This window comes from Antiquaquibacter metalliresistens (genome assembly GCF_029211225.1).
GTDB lineage: Bacteria > Actinomycetota > Actinomycetes > Actinomycetales > Microbacteriaceae > Rhodoglobus > Rhodoglobus metalliresistens.
Genome location: NZ_JARGEM010000001.1, coordinates 254,306 through 276,564 on the forward strand (window position 1 = coordinate 254,306; position 22,259 = coordinate 276,564).

General features: G+C 66.5%; 20 protein-coding genes and 2 tRNA genes. 12 read left to right on the forward strand and 10 right to left on the reverse strand.

Features of this window, described 5'->3' with window-relative positions; all coding sequences use genetic code 11:
• Positions 1-16 precede the first annotated feature (16 nt).
• Both PYV02_RS01275 and PYV02_RS01280 read left to right on the forward strand, forming a co-directional pair.
• Positions 17-1,321 carry an aminotransferase-like domain-containing protein gene (locus tag PYV02_RS01275; protein ID WP_275755395.1) on the forward strand — a complete coding sequence of 435 codons (1,305 nt, stop codon included), beginning with the start codon at positions 17-19 and terminating at the stop codon, positions 1,319-1,321.
• Positions 1,321-2,271, forward strand: coding sequence for a D-alanine--D-alanine ligase family protein (locus PYV02_RS01280; RefSeq protein WP_275755397.1), 951 nt, complete (start codon positions 1,321-1,323; stop codon positions 2,269-2,271). The genes PYV02_RS01275 and PYV02_RS01280 overlap by 1 nt, the downstream gene beginning before the upstream one ends.
• Here the strand turns inward: PYV02_RS01280 and PYV02_RS01285 are convergent.
• From PYV02_RS01285 to rpmH, 9 genes are read right to left on the reverse strand one after another with little or no spacing between them, the layout of a single operon-like run.
• Positions 2,268-2,558 carry a DUF4287 domain-containing protein gene (locus PYV02_RS01285; RefSeq protein ID WP_275755399.1) on the reverse strand — a complete coding sequence of 97 codons (291 nt, stop codon included), beginning with the start codon at positions 2,556-2,558 and terminating at the stop codon, positions 2,268-2,270. The genes PYV02_RS01280 and PYV02_RS01285 overlap by 4 nt on opposite strands.
• A gap of 4 nt (positions 2,559-2,562) precedes the next feature.
• Positions 2,563-3,528, reverse strand: coding sequence for a ParB/RepB/Spo0J family partition protein (locus PYV02_RS01290; protein ID WP_275755401.1), 966 nt, complete (start codon positions 3,526-3,528; stop codon positions 2,563-2,565).
• Entirely contained in the window at positions 3,528-4,445 is a 918-nt protein-coding gene (locus tag PYV02_RS01295) for a ParA family protein (protein ID WP_275755403.1), read from the reverse strand. The genes PYV02_RS01290 and PYV02_RS01295 overlap by 1 nt, the downstream gene beginning before the upstream one ends.
• Before the next feature lie 55 nt (positions 4,446-4,500).
• Positions 4,501-5,121, reverse strand: coding sequence for a 16S rRNA (guanine(527)-N(7))-methyltransferase RsmG (gene rsmG / locus PYV02_RS01300; RefSeq protein ID WP_275755405.1), 621 nt, complete (start codon positions 5,119-5,121; stop codon positions 4,501-4,503).
• Positions 5,122-5,140: 19 nt separating this feature from the next.
• The gene (locus tag PYV02_RS01305) at positions 5,141-5,662 is read right to left on the reverse strand and encodes a Jag family protein (RefSeq protein WP_420833587.1); all 522 of its coding nucleotides are present in this window, start codon (positions 5,660-5,662) and stop codon (positions 5,141-5,143) included.
• 5 nt (positions 5,663-5,667) lie between these two features.
• Positions 5,668-6,633, reverse strand: coding sequence for a membrane protein insertase YidC (gene yidC / locus PYV02_RS01310; RefSeq protein WP_275755407.1), 966 nt, complete (start codon positions 6,631-6,633; stop codon positions 5,668-5,670).
• Positions 6,634-6,640: 7 nt separating this feature from the next.
• A complete protein-coding gene (gene yidD, locus PYV02_RS01315; RefSeq protein ID WP_275755408.1) occupies positions 6,641-6,967 on the reverse strand; it encodes a membrane protein insertion efficiency factor YidD in 327 nt (108 codons plus the stop codon).
• On the reverse strand, positions 6,964-7,302 hold the full coding sequence (rnpA, locus tag PYV02_RS01320; RefSeq protein WP_338056597.1) for a ribonuclease P protein component: 339 nt from the start codon (positions 7,300-7,302) through the stop codon (positions 6,964-6,966). Before rnpA ends, yidD begins: the two co-directional genes overlap by 4 nt.
• 9 nt (positions 7,303-7,311) lie before the next feature.
• Positions 7,312-7,449, reverse strand: a complete 138-nt coding sequence (gene rpmH, locus PYV02_RS01325; protein ID WP_022895130.1) for a 50S ribosomal protein L34 — start codon at positions 7,447-7,449, stop codon at positions 7,312-7,314.
• A gap of 291 nt (positions 7,450-7,740) precedes the next feature.
• Between rpmH and dnaA the strand changes: the two genes are divergently transcribed.
• From dnaA to PYV02_RS01375, 10 genes are all read left to right on the forward strand, one after another.
• The gene (gene dnaA / locus PYV02_RS01330; protein WP_275755410.1) at positions 7,741-9,150 is read left to right on the forward strand and encodes a chromosomal replication initiator protein DnaA; all 1,410 of its coding nucleotides are present in this window, start codon (positions 7,741-7,743) and stop codon (positions 9,148-9,150) included.
• A gap of 334 nt (positions 9,151-9,484) precedes the next feature.
• The gene (gene dnaN / locus PYV02_RS01335) at positions 9,485-10,630 is read left to right on the forward strand and encodes a DNA polymerase III subunit beta (RefSeq protein WP_275755412.1); all 1,146 of its coding nucleotides are present in this window, start codon (positions 9,485-9,487) and stop codon (positions 10,628-10,630) included.
• A 9-nt stretch (positions 10,631-10,639) separates the two neighbouring features.
• Positions 10,640-11,524 (forward strand): phosphogluconate dehydrogenase (NAD(+)-dependent, decarboxylating), encoded by an 885-nt coding sequence (gnd, locus tag PYV02_RS01340; RefSeq protein WP_275755414.1) that lies wholly within the window; start codon positions 10,640-10,642, stop codon positions 11,522-11,524.
• A gap of 7 nt (positions 11,525-11,531) precedes the next feature.
• A complete protein-coding gene (gene recF, locus PYV02_RS01345; RefSeq protein ID WP_275755416.1) occupies positions 11,532-12,686 on the forward strand; it encodes a DNA replication/repair protein RecF in 1,155 nt (384 codons plus the stop codon).
• Positions 12,679-13,173 (forward strand): DciA family protein, encoded by a 495-nt coding sequence (locus tag PYV02_RS01350; protein WP_275755419.1) that lies wholly within the window; start codon positions 12,679-12,681, stop codon positions 13,171-13,173. The genes recF and PYV02_RS01350 overlap by 8 nt, the downstream gene beginning before the upstream one ends.
• A 167-nt stretch (positions 13,174-13,340) precedes the next feature.
• A complete protein-coding gene (gyrB, locus tag PYV02_RS01355; protein WP_275755421.1) occupies positions 13,341-15,335 on the forward strand; it encodes a DNA topoisomerase (ATP-hydrolyzing) subunit B in 1,995 nt (664 codons plus the stop codon).
• 9 nt (positions 15,336-15,344) lie between these two features.
• Complete coding sequence (gene gyrA, locus PYV02_RS01360; protein WP_275755423.1) at positions 15,345-17,915, forward strand: DNA gyrase subunit A; 2,571 nt, start codon at positions 15,345-15,347, stop codon at positions 17,913-17,915.
• Positions 17,908-18,315 (forward strand): DUF3566 domain-containing protein, encoded by a 408-nt coding sequence (locus PYV02_RS01365; RefSeq protein ID WP_275755426.1) that lies wholly within the window; start codon positions 17,908-17,910, stop codon positions 18,313-18,315. The genes gyrA and PYV02_RS01365 overlap by 8 nt, the downstream gene beginning before the upstream one ends.
• Before the next feature lie 50 nt (positions 18,316-18,365).
• A tRNA-Ile gene (locus PYV02_RS01370) sits at positions 18,366-18,439 on the forward strand.
• 108 nt (positions 18,440-18,547) lie between these two features.
• Positions 18,548-18,623, forward strand: a tRNA-Ala gene (locus PYV02_RS01375).
• A gap of 276 nt (positions 18,624-18,899) precedes the next feature.
• Here PYV02_RS01375 and PYV02_RS01380 read toward each other — a convergent pair.
• Positions 18,900-22,253, reverse strand: coding sequence for an AAA family ATPase (locus PYV02_RS01380; protein ID WP_275755428.1), 3,354 nt, complete (start codon positions 22,251-22,253; stop codon positions 18,900-18,902).
• Positions 22,254-22,259 lie beyond the last annotated feature (6 nt).

The window sequence follows — 22,259 nt, forward strand, 5'->3', positions numbered from 1 at the left end:
CACATATCCTTGACGGATGACCAGTCAGGGCAACAACCTCGATCAGTGGTACGGGCACTACGCGCAGCGAACTGCCGGTCTCGCCGCCTCCGAGGTGCGCGCCCTGTTCGCCGTGGCATCCCGGCCTGAGGTCGTTTCGCTCGCCGGCGGCATGCCGTTCGTCTCCGCTTTGCCAAAAGAGCTGATCAACGGCGCAATTGAGCGAGTGATGCACGAGTCCGGCCCCACCGCTCTGCAGTACGGATCCGGTCAGGGGATGCCCGCCCTGCGCGAGCACATCCTGGAGGTGATGGCGCTCGAGGGCATCCGCGCCAGCGTCGACGACATCGTCGTGACCACCGGATCCCAGCACGCGCTCGAGCTCGTCACCAAGCTCTTCGTCGACCCCGGCGACGTCGTGCTCGCCGAGGCCCCCAGCTACGTCACCGCGCTCACGGTCTTCAAGTCGTTCCAGGCGGACGTGCATCACGTCGCGATGGACGAGTTCGGGCTCATCCCGGAGGCGCTGCGCGAGTCCATCGCGCGCATCAAGGCCGCGGGCAAGCGCATCAAGTTCCTCTACACGGTGCCGACCTTCTCCAACCCGGCGGGCGTGACCCTGCCGTGGCAGCGCCGACTCGAGATCCTCGAGCTGTGCCGCAGCGAGGGCATCCTCGTGCTCGAAGACAACCCCTACGGCCTGCTCTACTTCGAGGGCCAGCCGCCGCACGCCATGCGCTCCGTCGAGGAGGACGGGGTCATCTACCTCGGCACCTTCTCGAAGACGCTCGCCCCCGGCTTCCGGGTGGGCTGGGCGCTCGCACCGCACGCGATTCGCGAGAAGCTCATCCTCGCCAACGAGGCGGCCGTGCTCTCGCCCTCCTCGTTCACGCAGCACATCATCAGCGAGTACCTGGCGACCGCCGACTGGAAGGGCCAGATCGACACCTTCCGCGGGGTCTACCGCGAGCGTCGCGATGCCATGCTCACCGCGCTCGACGACTACCTGCCCGACCTGAGCTGGACGAACCCCAGCGGCGGCTTCTACGTGTGGGTGACCCTGCCCGACAACCTCGACGCGAAGTCGATGCTGCCGCGCGCCGTCAAGGAACTCGTCGCCTACACTCCGGGCACGGCGTTCTACGCCGACGGCAGCGGTCGCACCAACATGCGGCTGTCGTTCTGCTACCCGACACCGGAGTTCATCAGGGAGGGCATCCGTCGCCTCTCCACGGTCGTCAACGGCGAGCTGGAGCTGCTGTCGACCTTCTCGCAGACCGCGCCGCTGCCGGTGGTCGCCCCCGAGGCCTCGTACAGCAACCCGCCGGCGAACCTCGGCTGATGGCACCGAAGGTTCTCGTCCTCGCGGGCGGCATTTCACACGAACGCGACGTCTCGCTGCGCTCCGGGCGGCGGGTCGCCGACAGTCTGCTCGAGCACGGCATCGAGGTCGAACTGCGCGATCCGGATGCCACGCTGCTGCACTACCTGCGCGAGACGCGCCCCGACGTGGTGTGGCCCGCCCTGCACGGCGCCAGCGGCGAGGACGGAGCGCTGCGCGGACTGCTCGACTTCATCGGCATCCCCTATGTCGGCTCCCGTGCCGACGCCTCCCGCCTGGCCTGGGACAAGCCCACCGCCAAGACCGTGGTCTCGCGAGCCGGCGTGCGCACACCGGTGTCGATCACGCTGCCGCGGGACGCGTTCCGCGAGCTGGGCGCCAACGGCATCCTGGAGGAGATCTCCGACGAGTTCAGCGGGCCACTCGTGGTCAAGCCTGCGCAGGGCGGCTCGGCTCAGGGCGTGACCATGGTCGAGGACCGCAGCCTGCTGCCGCGCGCGATGGTCGATGCCTACACCTACTGGGATGTCGCGCTCATCGAGCAGAAGATCACCGGCACCGAGATCGCCGTCGGCATCATCGACAGCGGAGATGGACCGGTCGCGCTGCCCGCGGTGGAGATCGAGCCGCTCTCGGGCGTCTACAGCTTCGAGGCACGCTACAACGCGGGGGAGACCCGATTCTACGTTCCCGCGCGGATCGGGCCCGAGATCGCCGCACGGGCCGCCGAGGCGGCACTCACCGCGCACACCGCGCTGGGTCTCAGGCACCTCTCCCGCGTCGACATGATCGTCGACGGCGCGGGTACCCCGTGGTTCCTCGAGGCGAACGTGCTGCCGGGGCTGACCGAGACCTCGATCATGCCGCAGGCGCTCGAGGCGGCGGGTCACGACCTCGGCTGGGTGTATTCGGCGCTCGCCGATGCGGCGATGGCCGAGGCCCGGGGCTAGCGCACCGGCTTGGTGGCCACGCCGTCGAGCCAGAGCTCGGTCGACTCGTCGCGGTGCACACCGTCGGAGCCGACGTGCTTCTCCGAGATGGTCGCGCCGTTCTTCAGCACGTGAAAGAAGGCCATGGCATGGCCACGGCCCAGACCGTAGTCGTCCGCGAGCCAGGCGACGATCTCCGCGGCCTTGGTGGAAGCGTCGAAGCCGCGATCGTGCGCCTTCGCCAGGAGCTCGCGGGGCGTCATCCCCGTCTTCGCCTCGATGGTGTCGAGGTACGCCTGGAACGACATTCGGTCACCCTCCTCGCGTGAATCCATCCTGACCGAGCTCGGCGAGGATGCGGTTGAGATCGGCGACGGTCGCGAAGTCGATCACGATCTGCCCCTTGCTCGCGCCGAGCGTCACCTTGACCCGCGTGTCGAGTCGATCGGCGAGCTGCTCGGCGATCTCGTCGAGCTGACCCTGCCGCTTTCCCGCGGTCGGCTTCGGCGCACGCGGGGGCTTCGTGGAGAGCTGCCCGGCGGCGGCCTCGGCGGCGCGCACCGACAGGTCTTCATTGACGATCTTGTCGGCCAGACGCTCCATGGCCGCCGCGTCACCAGCGGCAAGCACGGCGCGGGCGTGCCCGGCACTCAGCACCCCGGCCGCGACCTTCTTCTGCACGCTCGGCGGCAGACGCAGCAGACGCAGCGTGTTCGTGATCTGCGGGCGGGAGCGCCCGATCCGCTCGCCGAGTTGCTCCTGCGTGATGCCGAAGTCCGCCAGCAGCTGCTGATACGCGGACGCCTCTTCGAGCGCGTTGAGGTTCGCGCGATGCAGGTTCTCGAGCAGGGCATCCCTGAGCATGTCCTCGTCGGCGGTGCTCTTGATCACGGCCGGGATGGTCGCCAGGCCGAGGTGCTTCGTGGCCCGCAGACGACGCTCGCCCATGATGAGCTCGTACTGGGGCTCGCCTGCTGCGGCACCCTGCAGCGGGCGCACCACGATCGGCTGCAGCACCCCGATCTCGCGGATCGAGACGATCAGCTCGTCGAGCTCCTCCTGACGGAACTCCGAACGCGGCTGCTTGGGGTTCGGCACGATGTCGTCGGGCGAGAGGTTCGCCAGGCGGGCACCGGGCACCGCGAGCAGTGCGTCGCGATCTCCGCGGTCTCCGGCATCCGGAAAGAACACGTCGACGGGGCTGCGCGAGCTGTCCTCGCTACCGGGGATGAGGGCGCCGATGCCGCGGCCGAGGCCGGTGCGCTTCGGGGCGGCCATCAGCTCGGCGCTCCGCGACGGGCGATCTCCGCCGCCGCCTCGAGATAGGAGAGGGAGCCGGGGGATGCCTCGTCGTAGCTGATCACGCTCTGCCCGTAGCTCGGGGCCTCCGAGATGCGCACCGAGCGCGGGATGAGCGTGTCGAGCGTCTCCTTGGGGAAGTGCTCGCGCACGTCCGCGGCCACCTGGTTCGCGAGATTGGTGCGGGAGTCGTACATGGTCAGCAGGATCGTGGACACGCGCAGTCGCGGATTCAGGTGGCGCTCGATCAGCTGGATGTTGGTCAGCAGCTGGCTCAGGCCCTCCAGCGCGTAGTACTCGCACTGGATCGGGATGAGCACCTCGCGCGCGGCGACGAAGGCGTTGATGGTCAGCAGGCCCAGCGAGGGCGGGCAGTCGATGAAGACGTAGTGGAACAGCTCATCCGAGGCGCCGAGGAACTGGTCGAGGGCGGTGCGCAACCGCTGCTCACGGGCGACGAGCGAGACGAGTTCGATCTCGGCGCCGGCCAAGTGGATGGTGGCGGGCACGCAGTACAGGGCCTCGAACTCGGGGCTCTTCTGCACGACGCCCGCCATCGGCTCGTCGTTGATGATGACGTCGTAGACGCTCACCGTCTCGGAACGGTGCTCGACGCCGAGCGCGGTCGAGGCGTTGCCCTGGGGATCGAGATCGATCACGAGCACCCGTGCACCGGCGCGCGCCAGTGCGGCGGCGAGGTTCACCGTGGTGGTCGTCTTGCCGACGCCGCCCTTCTGGTTCGCGATGGTGAACACTCGCGTCTCGGTCGGCAACGGCAGCGACTCGGCCGCGAGCAGCTGACGGCGTCGGGTGATCTCGGCGAGCTCGCGCGCGAGTGGCGTCGAATCGTCATAGTCGGTGCTCGCCCCGGCGAGCCCGCCCTCGGGATGTTTCACGTGAAACCTTCTGGTGGATGGATGCGCGGGCGGTGCGCCCAGCCTGTCGATCGTGTCAGACCACTGTAGCCCGAAACACCCGGGTGACCTCGGGCGCGATGCCCTCGCCCAACACGAGCACCTCGGGGTCGATCAGACGCGACTTGCGGATGACCTTCTCGGCCGCAGCGAGCTCTTCAGCGACACGCTCGCCCTTCATGAAGACGAGTTCACCGCCCGAGCGCACCAGCGGTGCCGTGATCGGTATGAGCTTCGAGAGCGCGCTGACGGCGCGGGCGGTCACCTGATCCAGCGGTCGTTCGAGCCTGGCCTCCTCGGCCCTGGCTCGGAGCACAGCGACGTTGTCCAGACCGAGCGCGGCCGCCTCGCTTCGCAGCCAATCGACGCGACGTTCCATCGGCTCGATCAGCACGAAGTCGACGTCGGGACGCGCGATCGCCAGCACGAGGCCCGGGAGCCCTGCACCGCTGCCGACGTCCCCGACGAGGCCGGGCCGAAGCAAGGGTGCGACCAGCACGCTGTTGATGATGTGCCGAGACCACAGGCGCGGTGGCTCGAGGGGCCCGATGAGGCCCAGCTCCTCGCCGCGACGGGCGAGGTCATCCGTGAATCGACGGGCGAGATCGATGCGGTCGCCGAACAGTTCGGCTGCGACCGCCGGCTCTGCCTCAAGCATGTTTCACGTGAAACATCGCTCAGGCGCGCGTGATCACCGTGTGGCGATCACGCCCCTCGCCTTCGGATTCCGACGTGAAGCCTCGTTCGGCGACGAGGTCGTGCACGAGCTTGCGCTCGTAGGAGGACATCGGGGGGAGCGCCGCGGAATCCGCGCCCGCCTCGATGCGCGCGACGGCGGTGTCGACGAGCGCTGCGAGCTCGCTCGCACGCGTCTCGCGGGAACCGCCGATGTCCAGGATCAACCTGGAGAACGCACCCGTCTTGGTCTGCACCGCAATGCGGGTCAGCTCCTGCAGGGCGTTGACGGTGTCGGGGCGCGAGAGCACGCGAAGTGCGTCGGGCTCGGTGGAGGTCACCGAGAGATAGGCGCGGCCGCCGCGGGCGTCGATCTCGATGTCGCCGTCGAGGTCCGCGATGTCGAGCAGCTCCTCGATGTAGTCTGCGGCGATGTCGCCCTCATCTTCGAGCTGGGTCGCGGTCGGGGCATCCGACTCGATGGGCTCGTCGACGGATGCCTCGGATGCCTCGGTCTGGGTCACGTCGGTCACTTCTTCTTCCCTGTCTTCTTGGCCCGGTTCTTGCTCACGGGCTGCTGGCGCTGAGGCTTCACGGGCTCGATCACCATCGTCGTGCCGCCCTCTTCGGTCTCTTCCACGATGCCCTTACGCTGCCGCCGCTTGGCCAGGCGGGCCTCGCGTGCGAGTGCCGCCTCGCTGCCGGGCGTGGGCATGTTGCGGATCACGAGGAACTGCTGCCCCATCGTCCAGAAGTTCGAGACGAGCCAGTAGGTCATCACGCCGAGCGGGAACGTGAAGCCGGAGAAGGCGAAGACGAGGGGGAGCAGGTAGAGCAGGATGCGCTGCTGCCGATACATCGGCGAGGCCTTCATCTCGGCCGACTGATTCTTCGACATGATCTGCAGCTGGGTGATGAACTGCGATCCGGTCATCAGCACGACCATGATCGACGCGATCACGATGACCGCGACGTTGCCGTCGGCGGTGCTGATCGCCAGGCGCAGGGGAGCGCCGAAGATCTCGGCGTTCGCGAACTGGCTGGACAGTTCGGCGTTGAGCAGGCCGACACCCGACTTGTTGTGCTGGGCGTCGTTGAGCACCGAGAAGAGGCCGAAGAAGATCGGCATCTGCAGCAGCAGCGGCAGGCAGGAACTCAGCGGGTTCGTGCCGGTCTTCTTGTAGAGCTCCATCGTCTCGCGCGACATCGCCTCGCGAGAGAACTGATCCTTCTTGCCCTTGTACTTGTCCTGGATCTTCTTGAGCTGCGGCGCGACCTCGAGCATGCGGCGCTGGTTCTTGATCTGCCGCACGAAGATCGGGATCAGGGCCGCGCGCACGACGAGCACGAGTCCGGTGATCGACAGCACCCAGGTCACACCGGCGGTGGGGGCCAGCCCCACGTTGGTGAGCAACCAGTGGAACGCCACGAGGATCGCCTCGATGACCCACTTGATCGGCCACAGCAGTGTGCCGAAGAAGGCAAAGATGTCCATTGTCGGGTCAGCCCTTTCCGTGGCTTGTGGAGGTGACCGTGCTGGGCACGGCGAAGCCGAAGCGTGTGATGGTGTAGCGGTGATGGTGCGCGGCGGGAACGTCGTCGATTCCGCCCTCGGCCCACGGGTGGCAGCGGGCGATGCGACGGGCTCCGAGCCATCCGCCCTTGACGACACCGTGCTGCTGCACGGCCTGCAGCGCGTAGTGAGAGCACGACGGGTAGTACCGGCACACATCGCCGTAGAGCGGAGAGATCACCGCACGGTAGCCCCGCAACGCGAGCACGACGAGATTGCGCGGCACCAGGATCAGGAACGCGATCGTCCGGTTCACGTCACTCCTCCGCGGTGGAGACCGTCGGCGATCTCCGAATGCAGGGTAGCCCAGTCGGCTCGATCGCAACCTGGAAGCGCTCGCACGACCACATCCCGGCCGACGGCCATCATCGGCAGGAGCTCGTGACCGACGGCGCGAAGACGGCGCCGAACCAGATTGCGGGTCACGGCACCACCCACGGCCTTGGTCACGATGAACCCGAACCGGCTCGGCTCGGCGACCTGTCGGTCGAGCACGTGCAGCACCGCATTGGGCGTCCCGATACGCCGGCCGCGGCGCACCGCAGCGCGGAAGTCACCCGGCCGGGTCACGCGATTGGCCCTGGCGAGCACCGCTGAGCGTCAGGCGGAGAGTTCGGTGCGGCCCTTGCGGCGGCGAGCCGAGAGGATCGCACGGCCGGCGCGGGTGCGCATGCGCAGACGGAAGCCGTGCACCTTGGCGCGGCGGCGGTTGTTCGGCTGGAAGGTTCGCTTGCTCATGATGGTCTCTCCAAAGCCCAGCTTCGAAGGGCCGGTAGAAGGAATGGCGGCACGTGGCCGGAAGTCAACTGATTAAAAGTACGGCGTTAAACCGCTGCGGTCAAACGCCGCACTGAAGTCGCAGGCCATTATCCACACTTGCGGAACTGGGGTTGGTAACGACACCCTGTGGACAACTAAGGTGAAACCTCAGCCGTTTCGGGGGATTCGCGCGGTGCATCACGCCGCACGGCGACCCCGACCCGGTGGATAACCCTGTGAATATCAGCATGACCCAAGGACGTAGCAGCAATGGCCGAAGCACCGGACTCCACACGTGAGCTCTGGCAAGCGGTGCTCTCCCGACTCACCACGGACGATCGCATCACCCCACAGCTGCTCGGGTTCATCAATCTGGTCGAGCCCAAGGGCGTGATGGCCGGCACCCTCTATCTCGAGGTGCCCAACGAACTGACCCGCGGCATGCTGGAGCAGCGCATCCGGCTTCCCCTGCTGAACGCGATCGCCGATCTCAGTGACGAGGTCTCGACCTTCGCCATCGTCGTGAACCCGGACATCCAGCACGACTACCTCGACCCGGAGCCGGCGAGCGAACCTTCCTATATCGAGCCGACCATCGCGAGCAACGAATCCAGCGGTCAGCAGTCGCGACGCTCGGACTCGCGGTTGAACCCCAAGTACAGCTTCGACAACTTCGTCATCGGCGGGTCCAACCGATTCGCCCACGCGGCCGCAGTCGCCGTGGCCGAGGCTCCGGCCAAGGCCTACAACCCGCTCTTCATCTACGGGGAGTCCGGGCTCGGCAAGACCCACCTCCTGCACGCGATCGGACACTATGCGGAGAGCCTGTACCCGGGCATCCGTGTTCGGTACGTCAGCTCCGAGGAGTTCACGAACGACTTCATCAACTCGATCGCCAACAACCGCGCCTCGGTGTTCCAGTCGCGGTATCGCGAGATCGACATCCTGCTGATCGACGACATCCAGTTCCTGCAGGGCAAGGACTCCACGCAGGAGGCCTTCTTCCACACGTTCAACACACTGCACGACCACAACAAGCAGGTCGTCATCACGAGCGACCTGCCGCCCAAGCACCTCACCGGTTTCGAAGACCGCATGCGGTCGCGGTTCGAGTGGGGACTCATCACCGACGTGCAGGCGCCCGATCTCGAGACCCGCATCGCCATCCTGCGCAAGAAGGCTCAGAGCGAAAAGCTCCAGGTGGATGCCGACATCCTCGAGTACATGGCCTCGAAGGTCTCGAGCAACATCCGTGAACTCGAGGGCACGCTCATCCGAGTCACCGCCTTCGCCAACCTCAACCGGCAGCAGGTCGACCTGGCTCTGGTGCAGACCGTGTTGAAGGATCTGATCACCCTCGACGAGGACAACGTCATCGCGCCGGTGGACATCATCAATCACACCGCGGAGTACTTCAAGCTCACCGTCGACGATCTCTACGGTTCATCCCGCTCGCAGGCCGTGGCCACCGCACGACAGATCGCGATGTACCTGTGCCGCGAGATGACCAATCTCTCCCTGCCGAAGATCGGTCAGCTGTTCGGCAATCGAGACCACACCACCGTGATGTACGCGAACAAGAAGATCACCGAGCTCATGAAGGAACGTCGCTCGATCTACAACCAGGTCACCGAGCTGACCAGCCGCATCAAACAGAATCACCGATTCTCCAAGGGATGACCCTCTCCACACAGTGTGGATAACCTGTGGAGAACTACCGCGGCGCGCCGAGCCGCCTGTTGATGCGAAACACAGAACCTGTGGATACCGATTCGGGCGGCTCAGCGCCGTGCCACTGTCTCCACGATCTCCACCACAGATTCCCCACATCTCACACGGTTGTAGTTCCCAGCGTCTGAGCGGGCCGAACGGAGTTACCAACATTCCCCACAGCGGTTAAGAGTGTTGTCCCTTAAAGAACTTGAATTGAGAGAAGTCAACCTCTCGTCCGTGCGTCGGTGACCCTGTGCCAGTATTAACCCGGCCAACGCAGTACACCGGTGAGGGGTGATTCGTGAAGTTCCAAGTCAACCGTGACGTGTTCAGCGAGGCCGTCTCCTTCGCGGTGAAGCTGTTGCCGCAGCGCACCACCCTGCCGATTCTGAGCGGCGTGTTGATCGAAGCCGCCGGCGACGGTCTCATGTTGTCGTCGTTCGACTACGAGGTCTCGGCCCGCACCGAGATCGGTGCCCAGGTCGACGAGCCCGGTCGCGTGCTCGTCTCGGGTCGACTGCTCGCGGAGATCGCGAGCCGCCTGCCGAACGCGCCGGTCTCGTTCGCCACCGAAGACGGTCGCATCACCGTCTCGTGCGGCGCGAGCCACTTCACCTTGCTGAGCATGCCGGTCGAGGAGTACCCGACCCTGCCGACCGTTTCCGATGAGGCCGGACTCCTGCAGGCGGAGGATTTCGCGGCCGCGATCTCGCAAGTCGCCGTCGCGGCCTCACGCGACGATGTCACTCCGGTGATCACCGGCGTGCAACTCGAGGTCTCCGAGAACTCGCTCTCGCTCGTGGCCACCGACCGGTATCGTGTGGCCGTTCGCGAGATCGCCTGGGATGCCGGCACCTCCGGGGTTCAGAACGCCACCGCACTCGTCCCGGCCCGAACCCTCACCGAGATCGGCAAGACGTTCGGGCACTCCGGCACCATCGCGGTGGCGATCACCAGCACCGACGATCGTGAGCTCATCGCGTTCTCCGCGGACAAGAAGACCGTCACTTCGTTGCTCATCAAGGGCAATTTCCCGCCGGTGAAGCGGTTGTTCCCCGAGACGGTGGACAACTATGCGGTGATGAACACGGCCGAGTTGATCGAGTCGGTGCGGCGCGTCTCCCTGGTGCTCGAGCGCGAGGCCGCACTGCGATTCACGTTCTCGATCGAGGGGGTGACCCTGGAGGCGATCGGGTCGGAGCAGGCCCAGGCATCCGAGTCGATCGATGCGTTCCTCACGGGCAGTGACACGGTGGTCTCGCTGAAGCCGCAGTTCCTGCTCGACGGGCTGAGCTCTGTGCACTCCGAGTTCGTGCGCATCTCGTTCACCAAGACGGAGAATCCGAACAAGCCCGGTCCGGTGCTGATCACGAGCCAGTCCTCGAAGGATCAACCGGGCGCGGACAACTACAAGTACCTGCTGCAGCCCAACCTGCTGCTGCGCTAGGAGCCTCGCATGCACATCGGTCTGGTCGGTCTCGGCAAGATGGGTAACAACATGCGGGCTCGCCTGCGTGAGAAGGGCGTCGAGGTCACCGGATACGACCCGAACCCGGGTGTGACCGATGTCCCGGATCTCGCCGCGCTCGCGGCGGCACTGCCGACGCCGCGCGTGATCTGGATCATGGTGCCCTCCGGTCAGATCACCGATGACGTCATCCACCAGGTGGCCGACGTGCTGGAACCCGGCGACCTCGTGATCGACGGCGGCAACTCGCGATTCACCGACGATGCGATTCACGCGACGTTCCTGGCCACCAAGCAGTTGCGGTTCATGGACGTGGGGGTCTCCGGCGGAATCTGGGGCTTGAAGAACGGCTACGGCTTGATGGCCGGCGGCGACGCCGCCGACGTCGAACTCGCGATGCCGGTGTTCGATGCACTGCGGCCGGACGGTCCGCGAGACGAAGGTTTCGTGCACGCGGGTGCGGTGGGCGCCGGACATTACGTGAAGATGGTTCACAACGGCATCGAGTACGCGCTCATGCAGGCCTGGGCCGAGGGCTACGAGCTCATGGACAACCGCAAGGACATCGTCCATGACGTGACCGGCACGTTCAAGGCGTGGCAGCGCGGCACCGTGGTGCGCTCCTGGTTGCTCGAGTTGCTCGTGCGCGCGCTCGAAGAGGATCCGGAGTTCAAGGACATCGCGGGGTACGTCGAGGATTCCGGCGAAGGACGTTGGACGGTGCACGAGGCGCTCGATCGCGCCGTGCCCGTGCCGACCATCAGTGCCGCGATCTTCGCGCGCTTCGTCTCGCGCCAGAAGGAATCACCGTCGATGAAGGCCGTGGCCGCATTGCGGAACCAGTTCGGCGGGCACGCAGTCCGCAAGAGCTGAGCGGGCGGTGTTCGTCAGCGCCCTCTCGCTCACCGACTTCAGAAACTACGAGCGCCTCGAGGTCGAGCTCACGCCCGGCGCGAACCTCTTCGTCGGCAGCAACGGTCAGGGCAAGACCAACCTCGTCGAGTCGCTCGGGTATCTGAGCACCCTCGGATCGCACCGGGTTTCCAGCGACCACGCGATGATCCGCCAGGGTCGGGATGCCGCCATCGTGCGCGCGCGACTTCGGCATGGCGAACGGGAGGTGCTGGCCGAGGTGCAGATCAACCGCACCGGAGCCAACCGCGCGCAGGTCAACCGCTCGCCGATCAAGCCGCGTGAGCTGCCACGGTTCTTCTCGAGCGTGCTGTTCGCTCCGGAGGACCTCGCGCTCGTGCGCGGCGAGCCCTCCGGGCGGCGACGGTTCATGGACGAGCTGCTCGTGCTGCGCACCCCGCGGCTGGCCGGGGTCCTCGCCGACTACGAGCGCGTGCTGCGGCAACGCAACACCCTGTTGAAATCCGCCCGCGGGCTCGGCGGCGAACGTCTCGGCACACTCGACCTCTGGGACGAACGCCTGGTCGCACTGGGTTCCGAGCTGGTCGAGGCTCGCACCAGACTGGTCACCGAGCTCGACCCCGAGGTCACGAGTGCCTACGAGGCGATCGCCGGCGCCGACCACGCGGCCAGTCTCAGCAACCGGTTGAGCATCTTCGGCGCCAGCGCCGACGACGACGAGTCCGGTGAGTCGCGCACCGGGATCGTGAGCGCGGATGTCGCGGCCGAGGCATTCCGGGCGACGCTCGCGCGCATCCGCCGCTCCGAACTCGACCGGGGTGTCACGCTCGCGGGCCCGCACCGAGACGACCTGACCCTCGAGCTGAACGGCATGCCGGCCCGCGGCTACGCGAGTCACGGCGAATCGTGGTCGTTCGCCCTCGCGTTGAAGCTCGCCTCCGCGGCGGTGCTGCGGCGCGAATCGTCGACCGGCGACCCGGTGCTCATTCTCGACGACGTCTTCGCCGAACTCGACGAATCGAGGAGGGGTCGGCTCGCGGACGCCGTCGCCGATTTCGAGCAGGTGCTCATCACCGCGGCGGTGTACGACGACGTGCCGCCCGCCCTCGCGGGCACGGTGATCCGGATTCGAGCCGGCGCGGTGGTGACCGCGGATGACTGAGGAGGCTGCGCAGCCCGAGCACGTCGGCGTATACCTGCGATTCCGCAGCGTCTTCGGCGACGGCGCGAGCCGCTCGCTCGCCGCACGGAAGAAGAAGACGAAGGACTCGCGCAGCGTGCCGTTCTCCGACGGTCGCGATCCGCTCGGTCTCGGTGAGGTCATCGACTCGCTCACGGTGAAGCTCGGCTGGAGCTCCCCGCTGGCACGATCGGAGCTGCTGATCGGGTGGCCGTCGATCGTCGGTGCGGAGACGGCGGAGCATGCCGAGCCGATCGGCATCGAGGAGGGCGTGCTCACCATTCGCTGCGACTCCACGGCCTGGGCGACCCAGTTGCGGCTGATGCGCGCGCAGGTGACGACCGAGATCGCGCGCCGATACCCGGAGGCGGGCATCCAGTCCGTGCGATTCGAGGGACCCAACGCCCCTTCCTGGAAACGCGGTCCCAGATCGATCCCAGGCCGCGGCCCACGCGATACCTACGGCTGAGTAGGCAAATACGGTCACCCGTGGCGTGAAATGTCCGCAGCGGGCGGAATACCGGGTTTCGGACAGCCTCGTTTGGTAGAATCGTTACCGGTCGCCGAAGGCACCTCCCTACGCGGAGATTTCGCCCCGGATGACGCGCGAGACCAACGGCAGGAGCCCAACTTCACATGACCACCACCCCCGACGAAGACCTGCCAGAGAGCACCATCATCTCGAACGGTCACGTCGCCGCAGACAGCTACGGCGCCGACCAGATCCAGATCCTCGAGGGACTCGAGGCGGTGCGCAAGCGCCCCGGCATGTACATCGGCTCGACCGGTCCGCGCGGTCTGCACCACCTGGTGTACGAGGTCGTCGACAACTCCGTCGACGAGGCATTGGCCGGATACTGCGACACCATCGAGGTGACGTTGCGTCGCGACGGCGGTGTGCGCGTCACGGACAACGGCCGCGGCATCCCGGTCGATCTCAACAAGCAGGAGAACAAGTCGACCGTCGAGGTCGTCATGACCATCCTGCACGCGGGCGGCAAGTTCGGCGGCGGCGGCTACGCGGTCTCCGGTGGTCTGCACGGCGTCGGCATCTCGGTGGTCAACGCGCTCTCGCGCGAGGTCGACACCGAGGTGCGCAGGCAGGGTCACGTCTGGCGCATGAGCTTCGAGAACGGCGTGCCCACCGCACCGCTGGTGCAGGGCGAGCCTTCGAACGAGACCGGCACCACCCAGACGTTCTGGCCTAACCCGGAGATCTTCGAGACGGTCGAGTTCGACTTCGAGACCCTGCGGGCGCGGTTCCAGCAGATGGCGTTCCTGAACAAGGGCCTGCGCATCACCCTCACCGACGAGCGCGGCGACGAGGACATCGTCGAGAGCTACCGCTACGAGCGCGGTCTCGTCGACTACGTCGAGTACCTCAACCGGGCGAAGAAGAACGAGCTCATCCATCCCGAGGTGATCGCGTTCGAGTCCGAGGACACCGAGCGCCGCATCTCGCTCGAGGTCGCGATGCAGTGGACCAACGGTTACACGGAATCGGTGCACACCTACGCCAACACCATCAACACCCACGAGGGCGGCACCCACGAAGAGGGATTCCGCGCCGCGCTCACGACGCTCGTCAACAAGTACGCGCGCGAGAAGGCGATCCTCAAGGAGAAGGATGAGAACCTCTCCGGCGACGACGTGCGCGAGGGCCTGACGGCGGTGATCTCCGTCAAGCTCGGCGAACCGCAGTTCGAGGGCCAGACCAAGACCAAGCTCGGCAACACCGAGGCGAAGTCGTTCGTGCAGAAGGTCGCGGGCGAGGCGCTCGCCGATTGGTTCGACCGCAATCCCACTCAGGCCAGGGATATCATCCGCAAGGCGCAGCAGGCGGCGATGGCTCGCATCGCTGCGCGCAAGGCGCGCGAGCAGACCCGACGCAAGGGACTGCTCGAGTCCGGCGGCATGCCGGGCAAGCTGCGCGACTGCTCGAGCCGCGACCCTTCGCTGTCCGAGATCTTCCTCGTCGAGGGTGACTCGGCCGGCGGCTCCGCCGTGCAGGGGCGCAACCCCGAGTTCCAGGCGATCCTGCCGCTGCGCGGCAAGATCCTCAACGTGGAGAAGGCGCGGCTCGACCGCGCCCTGGCCAACGCCGAGGTGCAGGCGATGATCACCGCGTTCGGTGCGGGCATCGGCGAGGACTTCGACCCCGAGAAGGCCAGGTATCACAAGATCGTGCTCATGGCCGACGCCGACGTCGACGGCCAGCACATCACGACCCTGCTGCTGACGCTGCTGTTCCGGTACATGCGACCGCTCATCGACCACGGCTACGTCTACCTCGCGCAGCCGCCGCTGTACCGGTTGAAGTGGACGAACGCCGAGCACCAGTTCGTGTACAGCGATCGGGAGCGCGACGCGTTGCTCGCCGACGGGATCGCGGCCGGCAAGCGCATTCCGAAGGAGAACGGCATCCAGCGCTACAAGGGTCTCGGTGAGATGGACTACACCGAACTGTGGGAGACCACGATGGACCCCGCCACCCGCACGCTGCTGCAGGTGACCCTGGATGATGCGGCCGCCGCCGACGAGATCTTCTCCACGCTCATGGGCGAGGACGTCGAGTCCCGCCGAAACTTCATCCAGCGCAACGCCAAAGACGTTCGCTTTCTGGACATCTAGAGGATCACGATGGCTGACGAAACCCCCAACGAGCCCAGGTTCGAGAACGCACCGGTCGACGACCGGCACGACAAGATCGACCAGGTCGATCTGCAACTGGAGATGCAGCGCTCCTACCTCGACTACGCGATGAGCGTGATCGTCGGGCGCGCGCTGCCCGACGTGCGCGACGGGCTCAAGCCCGTGCACCGTCGCGTGATCTACGCGATGTACGACGGTGGCTACCGTCCCGACAAGGGATTCAACAAGTGCACCCGCGTCGTGGGCGAGGTGATGGGACAGTTCCACCCACACGGTGACTCCTCGATCTACGACGCACTCGTGCGACTCGTGCAGCCGTGGAGCCTGCGCTATCCGCTCGCGCTCGGTCAGGGCAACTTCGGCTCGGCCGGCAACGACGGCGCCGCCGCGCCGCGATACACCGAGACCAAGATGGCCCCGCTGGCCATGGAGATGGTCCGTGACATCGACGAGGAGACCGTCGACTTCAGCGACAACTACGACGGCAAGACGCAGGAGCCCGACGTGCTGCCGGCGCGGTTCCCGAACCTGCTGGTCAACGGGTCGGTGGGTATCGCGGTCGGTATGGCCACGAACATCCCACCGCACAACCTGCGGGAGGTCGCTGCCGCCGCGCTCTGGGCGCTCGAGAACCCCGAGGCGCCCCGCGATGAGCTGCTCGAGGCGCTCATCCAGCGCGTGAAGGGGCCCGACTTTCCGACCGGGGCGCAGATCCTGGGCGTGAAGGGCATCCAGGATGCCTACCGCACGGGGCGAGGCTCGATCACGATGCGGGCCGTCGTCAATGTCGAGGAACTGCAGGGGCGCACCTGCCTCGTGGTGACGGAGCTGCCGTACCAGGTGAACCCGGACAACCTCGCGTTGAAGATCGCCGACCTCGTCAAGGAGGGCAAGATCGCGGGCATCGCCGACATCCGCGACGAGACCTCCGGCCGCACCGGCCAGCGCCTGGTGATCGTGCTCAAGCGCGACGCCGTCGCCAAGGTCGTGCTCAACAACCTGTACAAGCACACCCAGCTGCAGGAGAACTTCGGCGCGAACATGCTCGCGATCGTCGACGGGGTGCCGCGCACCCTGCCGATCGATGGGTTCATCACGGCGTGGATCGAGCACCAGGTCGACGTGATCGTGCGGCGCACCACCTTCCGGCTTCGCAAGGCGGAGGAACGCGCCCACATCCTGCGCGCCTACCTCAAGGCGCTCGATGCGCTCGACGAGGTGATCGCCCTCATCCGCCGTTCGCCCACCGTCGAGGAGGCCCGCGATGGGCTGATGCAGCTGCTCGACATCGACGAGCTGCAGTCCCGCGCCATCCTTGATCTGCAGCTGCGTCGGCTCGCCGCACTCGAGCGGCAGAAGATCCAGGAGGAGGCCGAGGAGATCGAGCGGCAGATCGCCGAGTTCAAGACGATCCTCGCCACCCCGAAGCTGCAGCGCGACATCATCGTCGAGGAGCTCGGCGAGATCGTCGACCGGTTCGGAGACGACCGTCGCACCGAGATCCTGATGGGCTTCGACGGCGACATGAGCGTGGAAGACCTCATCCCCGAAGAGGAGATGGTGATCACGGTCACGCGCGGGGGCTACATCAAGCGCACCCGAAGCGACAACTACCGCAGTCAGCACCGCGGCGGCAAGGGCGTCAAGGGCGCGCAACTTCGGGCGGATGACGTCGTCGACCACTTCTTCGTCACGACCACGCACCACTGGCTGCTGTTCTTCACGAACACCGGTCGCGTCTACCGCGCCAAGGCCTATGAGGTGCAGGAGGCCGGCCGGGACGCGAAGGGCCAGCACGTCGCGAACCTGCTCGCGCTGCAGCCGGGCGAGGAGATCGCGCAGATCCTCGACATCCGCGACTACACGGCGGCGACCTACCTGGTGCTCGCCACCCGGGGCGGCCTGGTGAAGAAGACCGCGCTGAGCGAATACGACACGAACCGCACCGGCGGCATCATCGCGATCAACCTGCGCGAGGGCGACGAGGTCGTCTCGGCCCTGCTCGTCGAGGAGACGGATGAGGTGCTGCTCGTCTCGCGCAAGGGCATGTCGATCAGGTTCCTGGCATCGGATTCGACGATGCGCCCCATGGGACGCTCCACCTCCGGGGTCATCGGCATGCACTTCCGCGACGACGACCAGCTGCTGTCGGCGAGCGTCGTCAGCGACACGGGCTTCGTGTTCGTGGTCACCGAGGGCGGTTACGCCAAGCGCACCTCCGTCGACCAGTACCGTCCGCAGAACCGCGGTGGTCTGGGCATCAAGGTGGCGAAGCTGAGCGATGAGCGCGGCGACCTCGCGGGAGCCCTGATCGTGGACGACGAGGACGAGGTTCTCGTGGTTCTTGCCAGCGGCAAGGTGGTACGCTCGTCTGTCGCCGAGGTGCCGGCCAAGGGCCGTGACACCATGGGAGTGGTGTTCGCGAGGTTCGCGGACGACGACAAGATCATTGCGATCGCACGCAACAGCGAACGAAACCTAGACAACCAGGAACTCGAGGCCGCACCCAGCGCGGACGGCGACGACTCCACCGGGAAGGACGAACCAGCCGATGAGTAGTGTCGCGGAGAAGCTCCAGCGCAAGTCGCAGCGCCAGGTCGCCGTCAAGCAGGTGCGCCTCAAGCTGGTGTACATCGACTTCTGGTCGGCGGTGAAGTTCTCCGCGCTCGTGGCAGCGAGCCTGGGCATCGTGCTGGTGGTGGCATCCATCCTGGTGTGGATCGTGCTGAACTCGACCGGGATCTTCTCCGATCTCGACGACATTCTGCGCGACATCCTCGGAGACCCGGAGTTCAGTGTGGCGAGCAGCTTCTCGCTTCCGCAGGTCGCGCTGTTCGCGTTCGTGATCGCGCTGCTGAACGTGGTGGTGGGCACGGCGCTCGGCGCCATCGCGAGCATGCTGTACAACTTCAGCGTGCGACTGACCGGTGGTCTGCTGGTGGGCTTCACCAACAGCTGACCCGTTTAGGTCAAACCCGAGCGGGTGCGATACTCTCGTATCTGCTTCTCGGGGCTATAGCTCAGGCGGTTAGAGCGCTTCGCTGATAACGAAGAGGTCCCAGGTTCAAGTCCTGGTAGCCCCACGGTGTTTGTATTGTGCGCCGCCGCCTCTGCGGCGCACAGCCGCTTCGCCGGCCGCGCGCGAGCGCCCGGCTTCGCGATGCAGGCCCACGTTCACGACGAGGCAGCGCGGGGCCTTAGCTCAATTGGTAGAGCGCCTGCTTTGCAAGCAGGAGGTCAGGGGTTCGATTCCCCTAGGCTCCACCACTTATCGAAGCCGCATCTCGGTCGCCCCCAAGGGGCACTAGAACGCGAAAATCCCTGTTCAGAGGCCGTTTCCGACGTTTGGGCGCGATTTCCTTCAATCCGCCGAAGGTGATAGCCATTGGTAGATGACGTGTGAACACGTGTTGGGTTGGGCGCGCCCTCGCGTGCCCTGAGCCCCAGGCAACATCCCTGAGTTTCCGGGCTTCTTCGCAGCGCCCGCAAGCCAGGGCACGCCGAGTGTGCCCTGGAGCGTGCTCTGAAAACGAGGTGGGCGGGCTAAGCGCGACCGCGTCCTCGCTCCCGATTCTGGCTGGCGGCTTCGAGTACACGATCCGCTTCCTGCGCTGCGGCGAAGACCTTCTCGTGGCGCTCGGCGGCACGCTGACGTGCCGCATCCTCCGACTGGCGTTGCCGGTCGAGAACCGACTTGTCGATGGGTGCGCTCTGGGACGGCTTCGCGCTGGCTACGTCGACGGCGTAGCCCGGCCTCCCGTCGCGGCGTGCGGCGAGGTCCGCGCGCACTGCGTAGATCTGACGGCCGTGGACTGTCGTGTGTTGCGCGCGGGCGGCCTCGATCAGCTGCTGGTGCTGCTCGGCAGTCAGAGTCTGGGCGATCGCCACCCGTCCGTCCGCGGTCTCGTCGGCGCGGAGGTTCAGTCCCGACATCTCAACCGCGAGAGGCGACGCCGCGGAAAGCTGGAACTCCACGCGGGCGCCACGTTCATCGGACTGGTGGACAACCGCCACGAGTTCGTTATCGCGCAGGTCTCCGAACGCGATAGTGTCCACGACACGCGGTTGCCGCTGGACCTGCTGCTGCACGACCGTCGGCTTGGCCAGCTCTGCAGGCTTGATCGGCTGTGCGGCCGCGGCGGGGGCGTCCGACTTCACCGCGTCGCCAGGTGCGAGCTGCGTCGCCGGCTCGACGAGGCTGTGGAGCGTGACCTCCGCCTCTGCGCGAGCGCCATCAAGACCGAGGTCAGCTCGCGAGCGACCCATAGCCTCGACGAACTGTGACTTGGCGTCGTCGATGTAGACCGCGACCGCGTGGAGCACGTTGGCCCGGCGACCGCGAGTCAAACCCACGTAGGTGCCAGCTCCGTCCATCTGTTCGCTGACCAGCGTGTGTGCGGTATCGACCGTCATGCCTTGTGCGCCGTGAGCCGTCACAGCGTAGGCGAGCTGAAGGTTGTCTCGGACGTACTCCTTCGACAGGGTGGTTCGGAAGCCACTCTCCTCGTCCTTGACGATGACGCGACCATCCCGGTTGACCTTGTCGACGACCCACGTCTGGCGGTTCGCGACCTGAGTCTCGCGATCGTTCAGGCGAGTAGCCACCTTCGCGCCCTTGGCGATCCGGTCGCCCTCACGGCCCTCGACAACTGGCGAGGCAAGACGACTCTTCCGCCGACCGGGGAACGCCTCGCCTGCCGCGACCATCTGGTGGTACAACTCGGCGTCGTCGATCGTGCCCGACGCCACGAGTCGCTTGTAGACCTCGCTGTTGACGCGGTTCGCCACAGCGTTGGTTGCTGCGACCGCGATGGAGCTCTGGCCGGCGTCGATCTCGAGCGCCACATTCTCGGCTACTCGGGACACGACCTCTTCCGTCTCCCCGATCTGCACCTGGCCGCGGCTCTCCAGCAGCTCGAAGAACTCGTCCGCGCCGCGGCGCTCGCGCAACTCCAACGATGCGTCTGCGTACTCCTGGTCAACGCCTCTGCCGTCGGGGGTGCGGAACCGGCGAACATCCCGGAGGTCGTGCGTCACGGCTGCGACGTGCACCGCCTTGGTCAGGTAGCCACCGCGGCCGACGGCGGCGAGCTGCTTCCGGTCACCGAGCAGCACGAGCTGGACCCCGGTGTCATCGCAGTAGCGGTGAAGTGCCGCAGCGGTCCCCATGTCCAGCATGCCGACCTCGTCCACGACGAGGACGGTCTTCTCGTCCATCGTGAGCGTCTCGGGCTGGCGCCGCCATTCCTTTGGAAGCTGCCAGTTGCCGTTGTCGTCGAAGGAGGCACCGACCCGTACGAGCATGCCGTGCACGGAGTTGCCCTGGATACCGATCTCGCGAGCCATCTCCAGCGCGCCGCGCTTGGTGGGTGAGACCGCCACGATCCGACGACCTTGGCGGACGATCTCCTCATTGGCTGCTGAGAGCATGGTCGTCTTACCGGTGCCTGCTGCACCTTCGATCACCACGAGCTTGTGTGTGCCGGTGACAGAGCGGGCCGCCGCCGCCTGTCCGTCCGACAGTACGAAGCCGCCGCGGTCGACCTTGACCTCGCCATCCTGACCGGGGGTCTGAGCACGACCACGCAGGCTCTCTTCGATCGCTCGGTCGGTGGCGAGAACCTGCTTCGAGGTCCAGTGGTAGGTGCCTTCGATGTCGATGCCCTCGTCGAAGAAGTTGACCAACTCACGACGGGCCGCCTGCATCGCAGCCTCGCGGAGTTGGTCCAGCCCGACGTCGCCGAGCAAGTAGGTCTCAGCGAGACGGCGGTCGATCGCGGCCTTCATGTCAGCTGTTGACCACGCAGAGCGGGTGGTCGAGAGGCGGGCGACCGCATCCTGGGCGATGATCTCCGGCGAGATCTCGTCAGCACGATGCTTGAAGAGCTTCCGTCCGGTGTTGGTAGGCACTGCGGTCGCGAGACGAGCGGCCTGGTCGTCGCGTTCCTCCTGCGCGAGCTCGTGCTTCTCGGGACGGGTCGCGCTCCACGAGTGGTTGTCCCACTGGCGGACTAGCCGTGCACTCGGCTCCTGGCCGGGGTGCTCCGCACGCCACTGCGCCTCAACCGTCTCTCGCCGAGCCGCGATCTGTTCGCGTCGCTGGGAGAACTCATCGGTTAGTGCCTCGAACTCGGCGACTCGCCCACCGCCCTCGCCGGGCTCCCACGTGAAGCCGGCCTCTGCGAGCGCACGGCGAAGCTCGACGTCGGTGGCCAGGGCGAGGTCCGCTGCAGCGTGCACACGCTCGGCCATCCGGTAGAGCACAGCGCCGTCAACCGCGCGCCACTCCTGTCGTCCGTCCGGAAGGGTGACCAGGCCACTGCTGAGGAACTGCACGTGCCGGTGCATGTGCGGGTCGCCGGTGCGGGAGGTGTGGTGCTGCACCGACGTGAACTCGATGCGGTCGAACTTCAACTGCTCCTGCGCACCCCGCGGGCCGATCCGAGTGACGGCGTGCTCGTGGAATGCGCGCGCGGCCGCCACGGTTGCACGCTCCATCGCCGCCGCGAGCGCCTCCCAGATCGCGGGGTTCGCGGCCGCCGCCAGCGACAGGCTCTTCGACGACGACACCGTCGTCTCCTGATAGAGCGGCGTGCCGCCGGTCTTTGTCTCGACCTGACCGTCGGCACCAACTCTGGTGATCGTGCGCGAGCGGATCTGGCTCCGGGACTCACCGGTGGCCGGGTCGACGTGCTCGGCCCAGAGGCGGAAGTTGTCCCGCGAGATGCGGTCAACCTCGATGCCGTCGACACCCACGGCGCCGTGCTGGAACGGCGTGGTCTCGGCGGCGAGATAGTTCGCCGCGGTGCCCGCGCCACCGATGTCGATGTGTCCAGCAAGATACGCCGCAGCGACATCAGAGGAGCCACGGAACGCGACAAATCCACCCTTGCTCATGCCCCA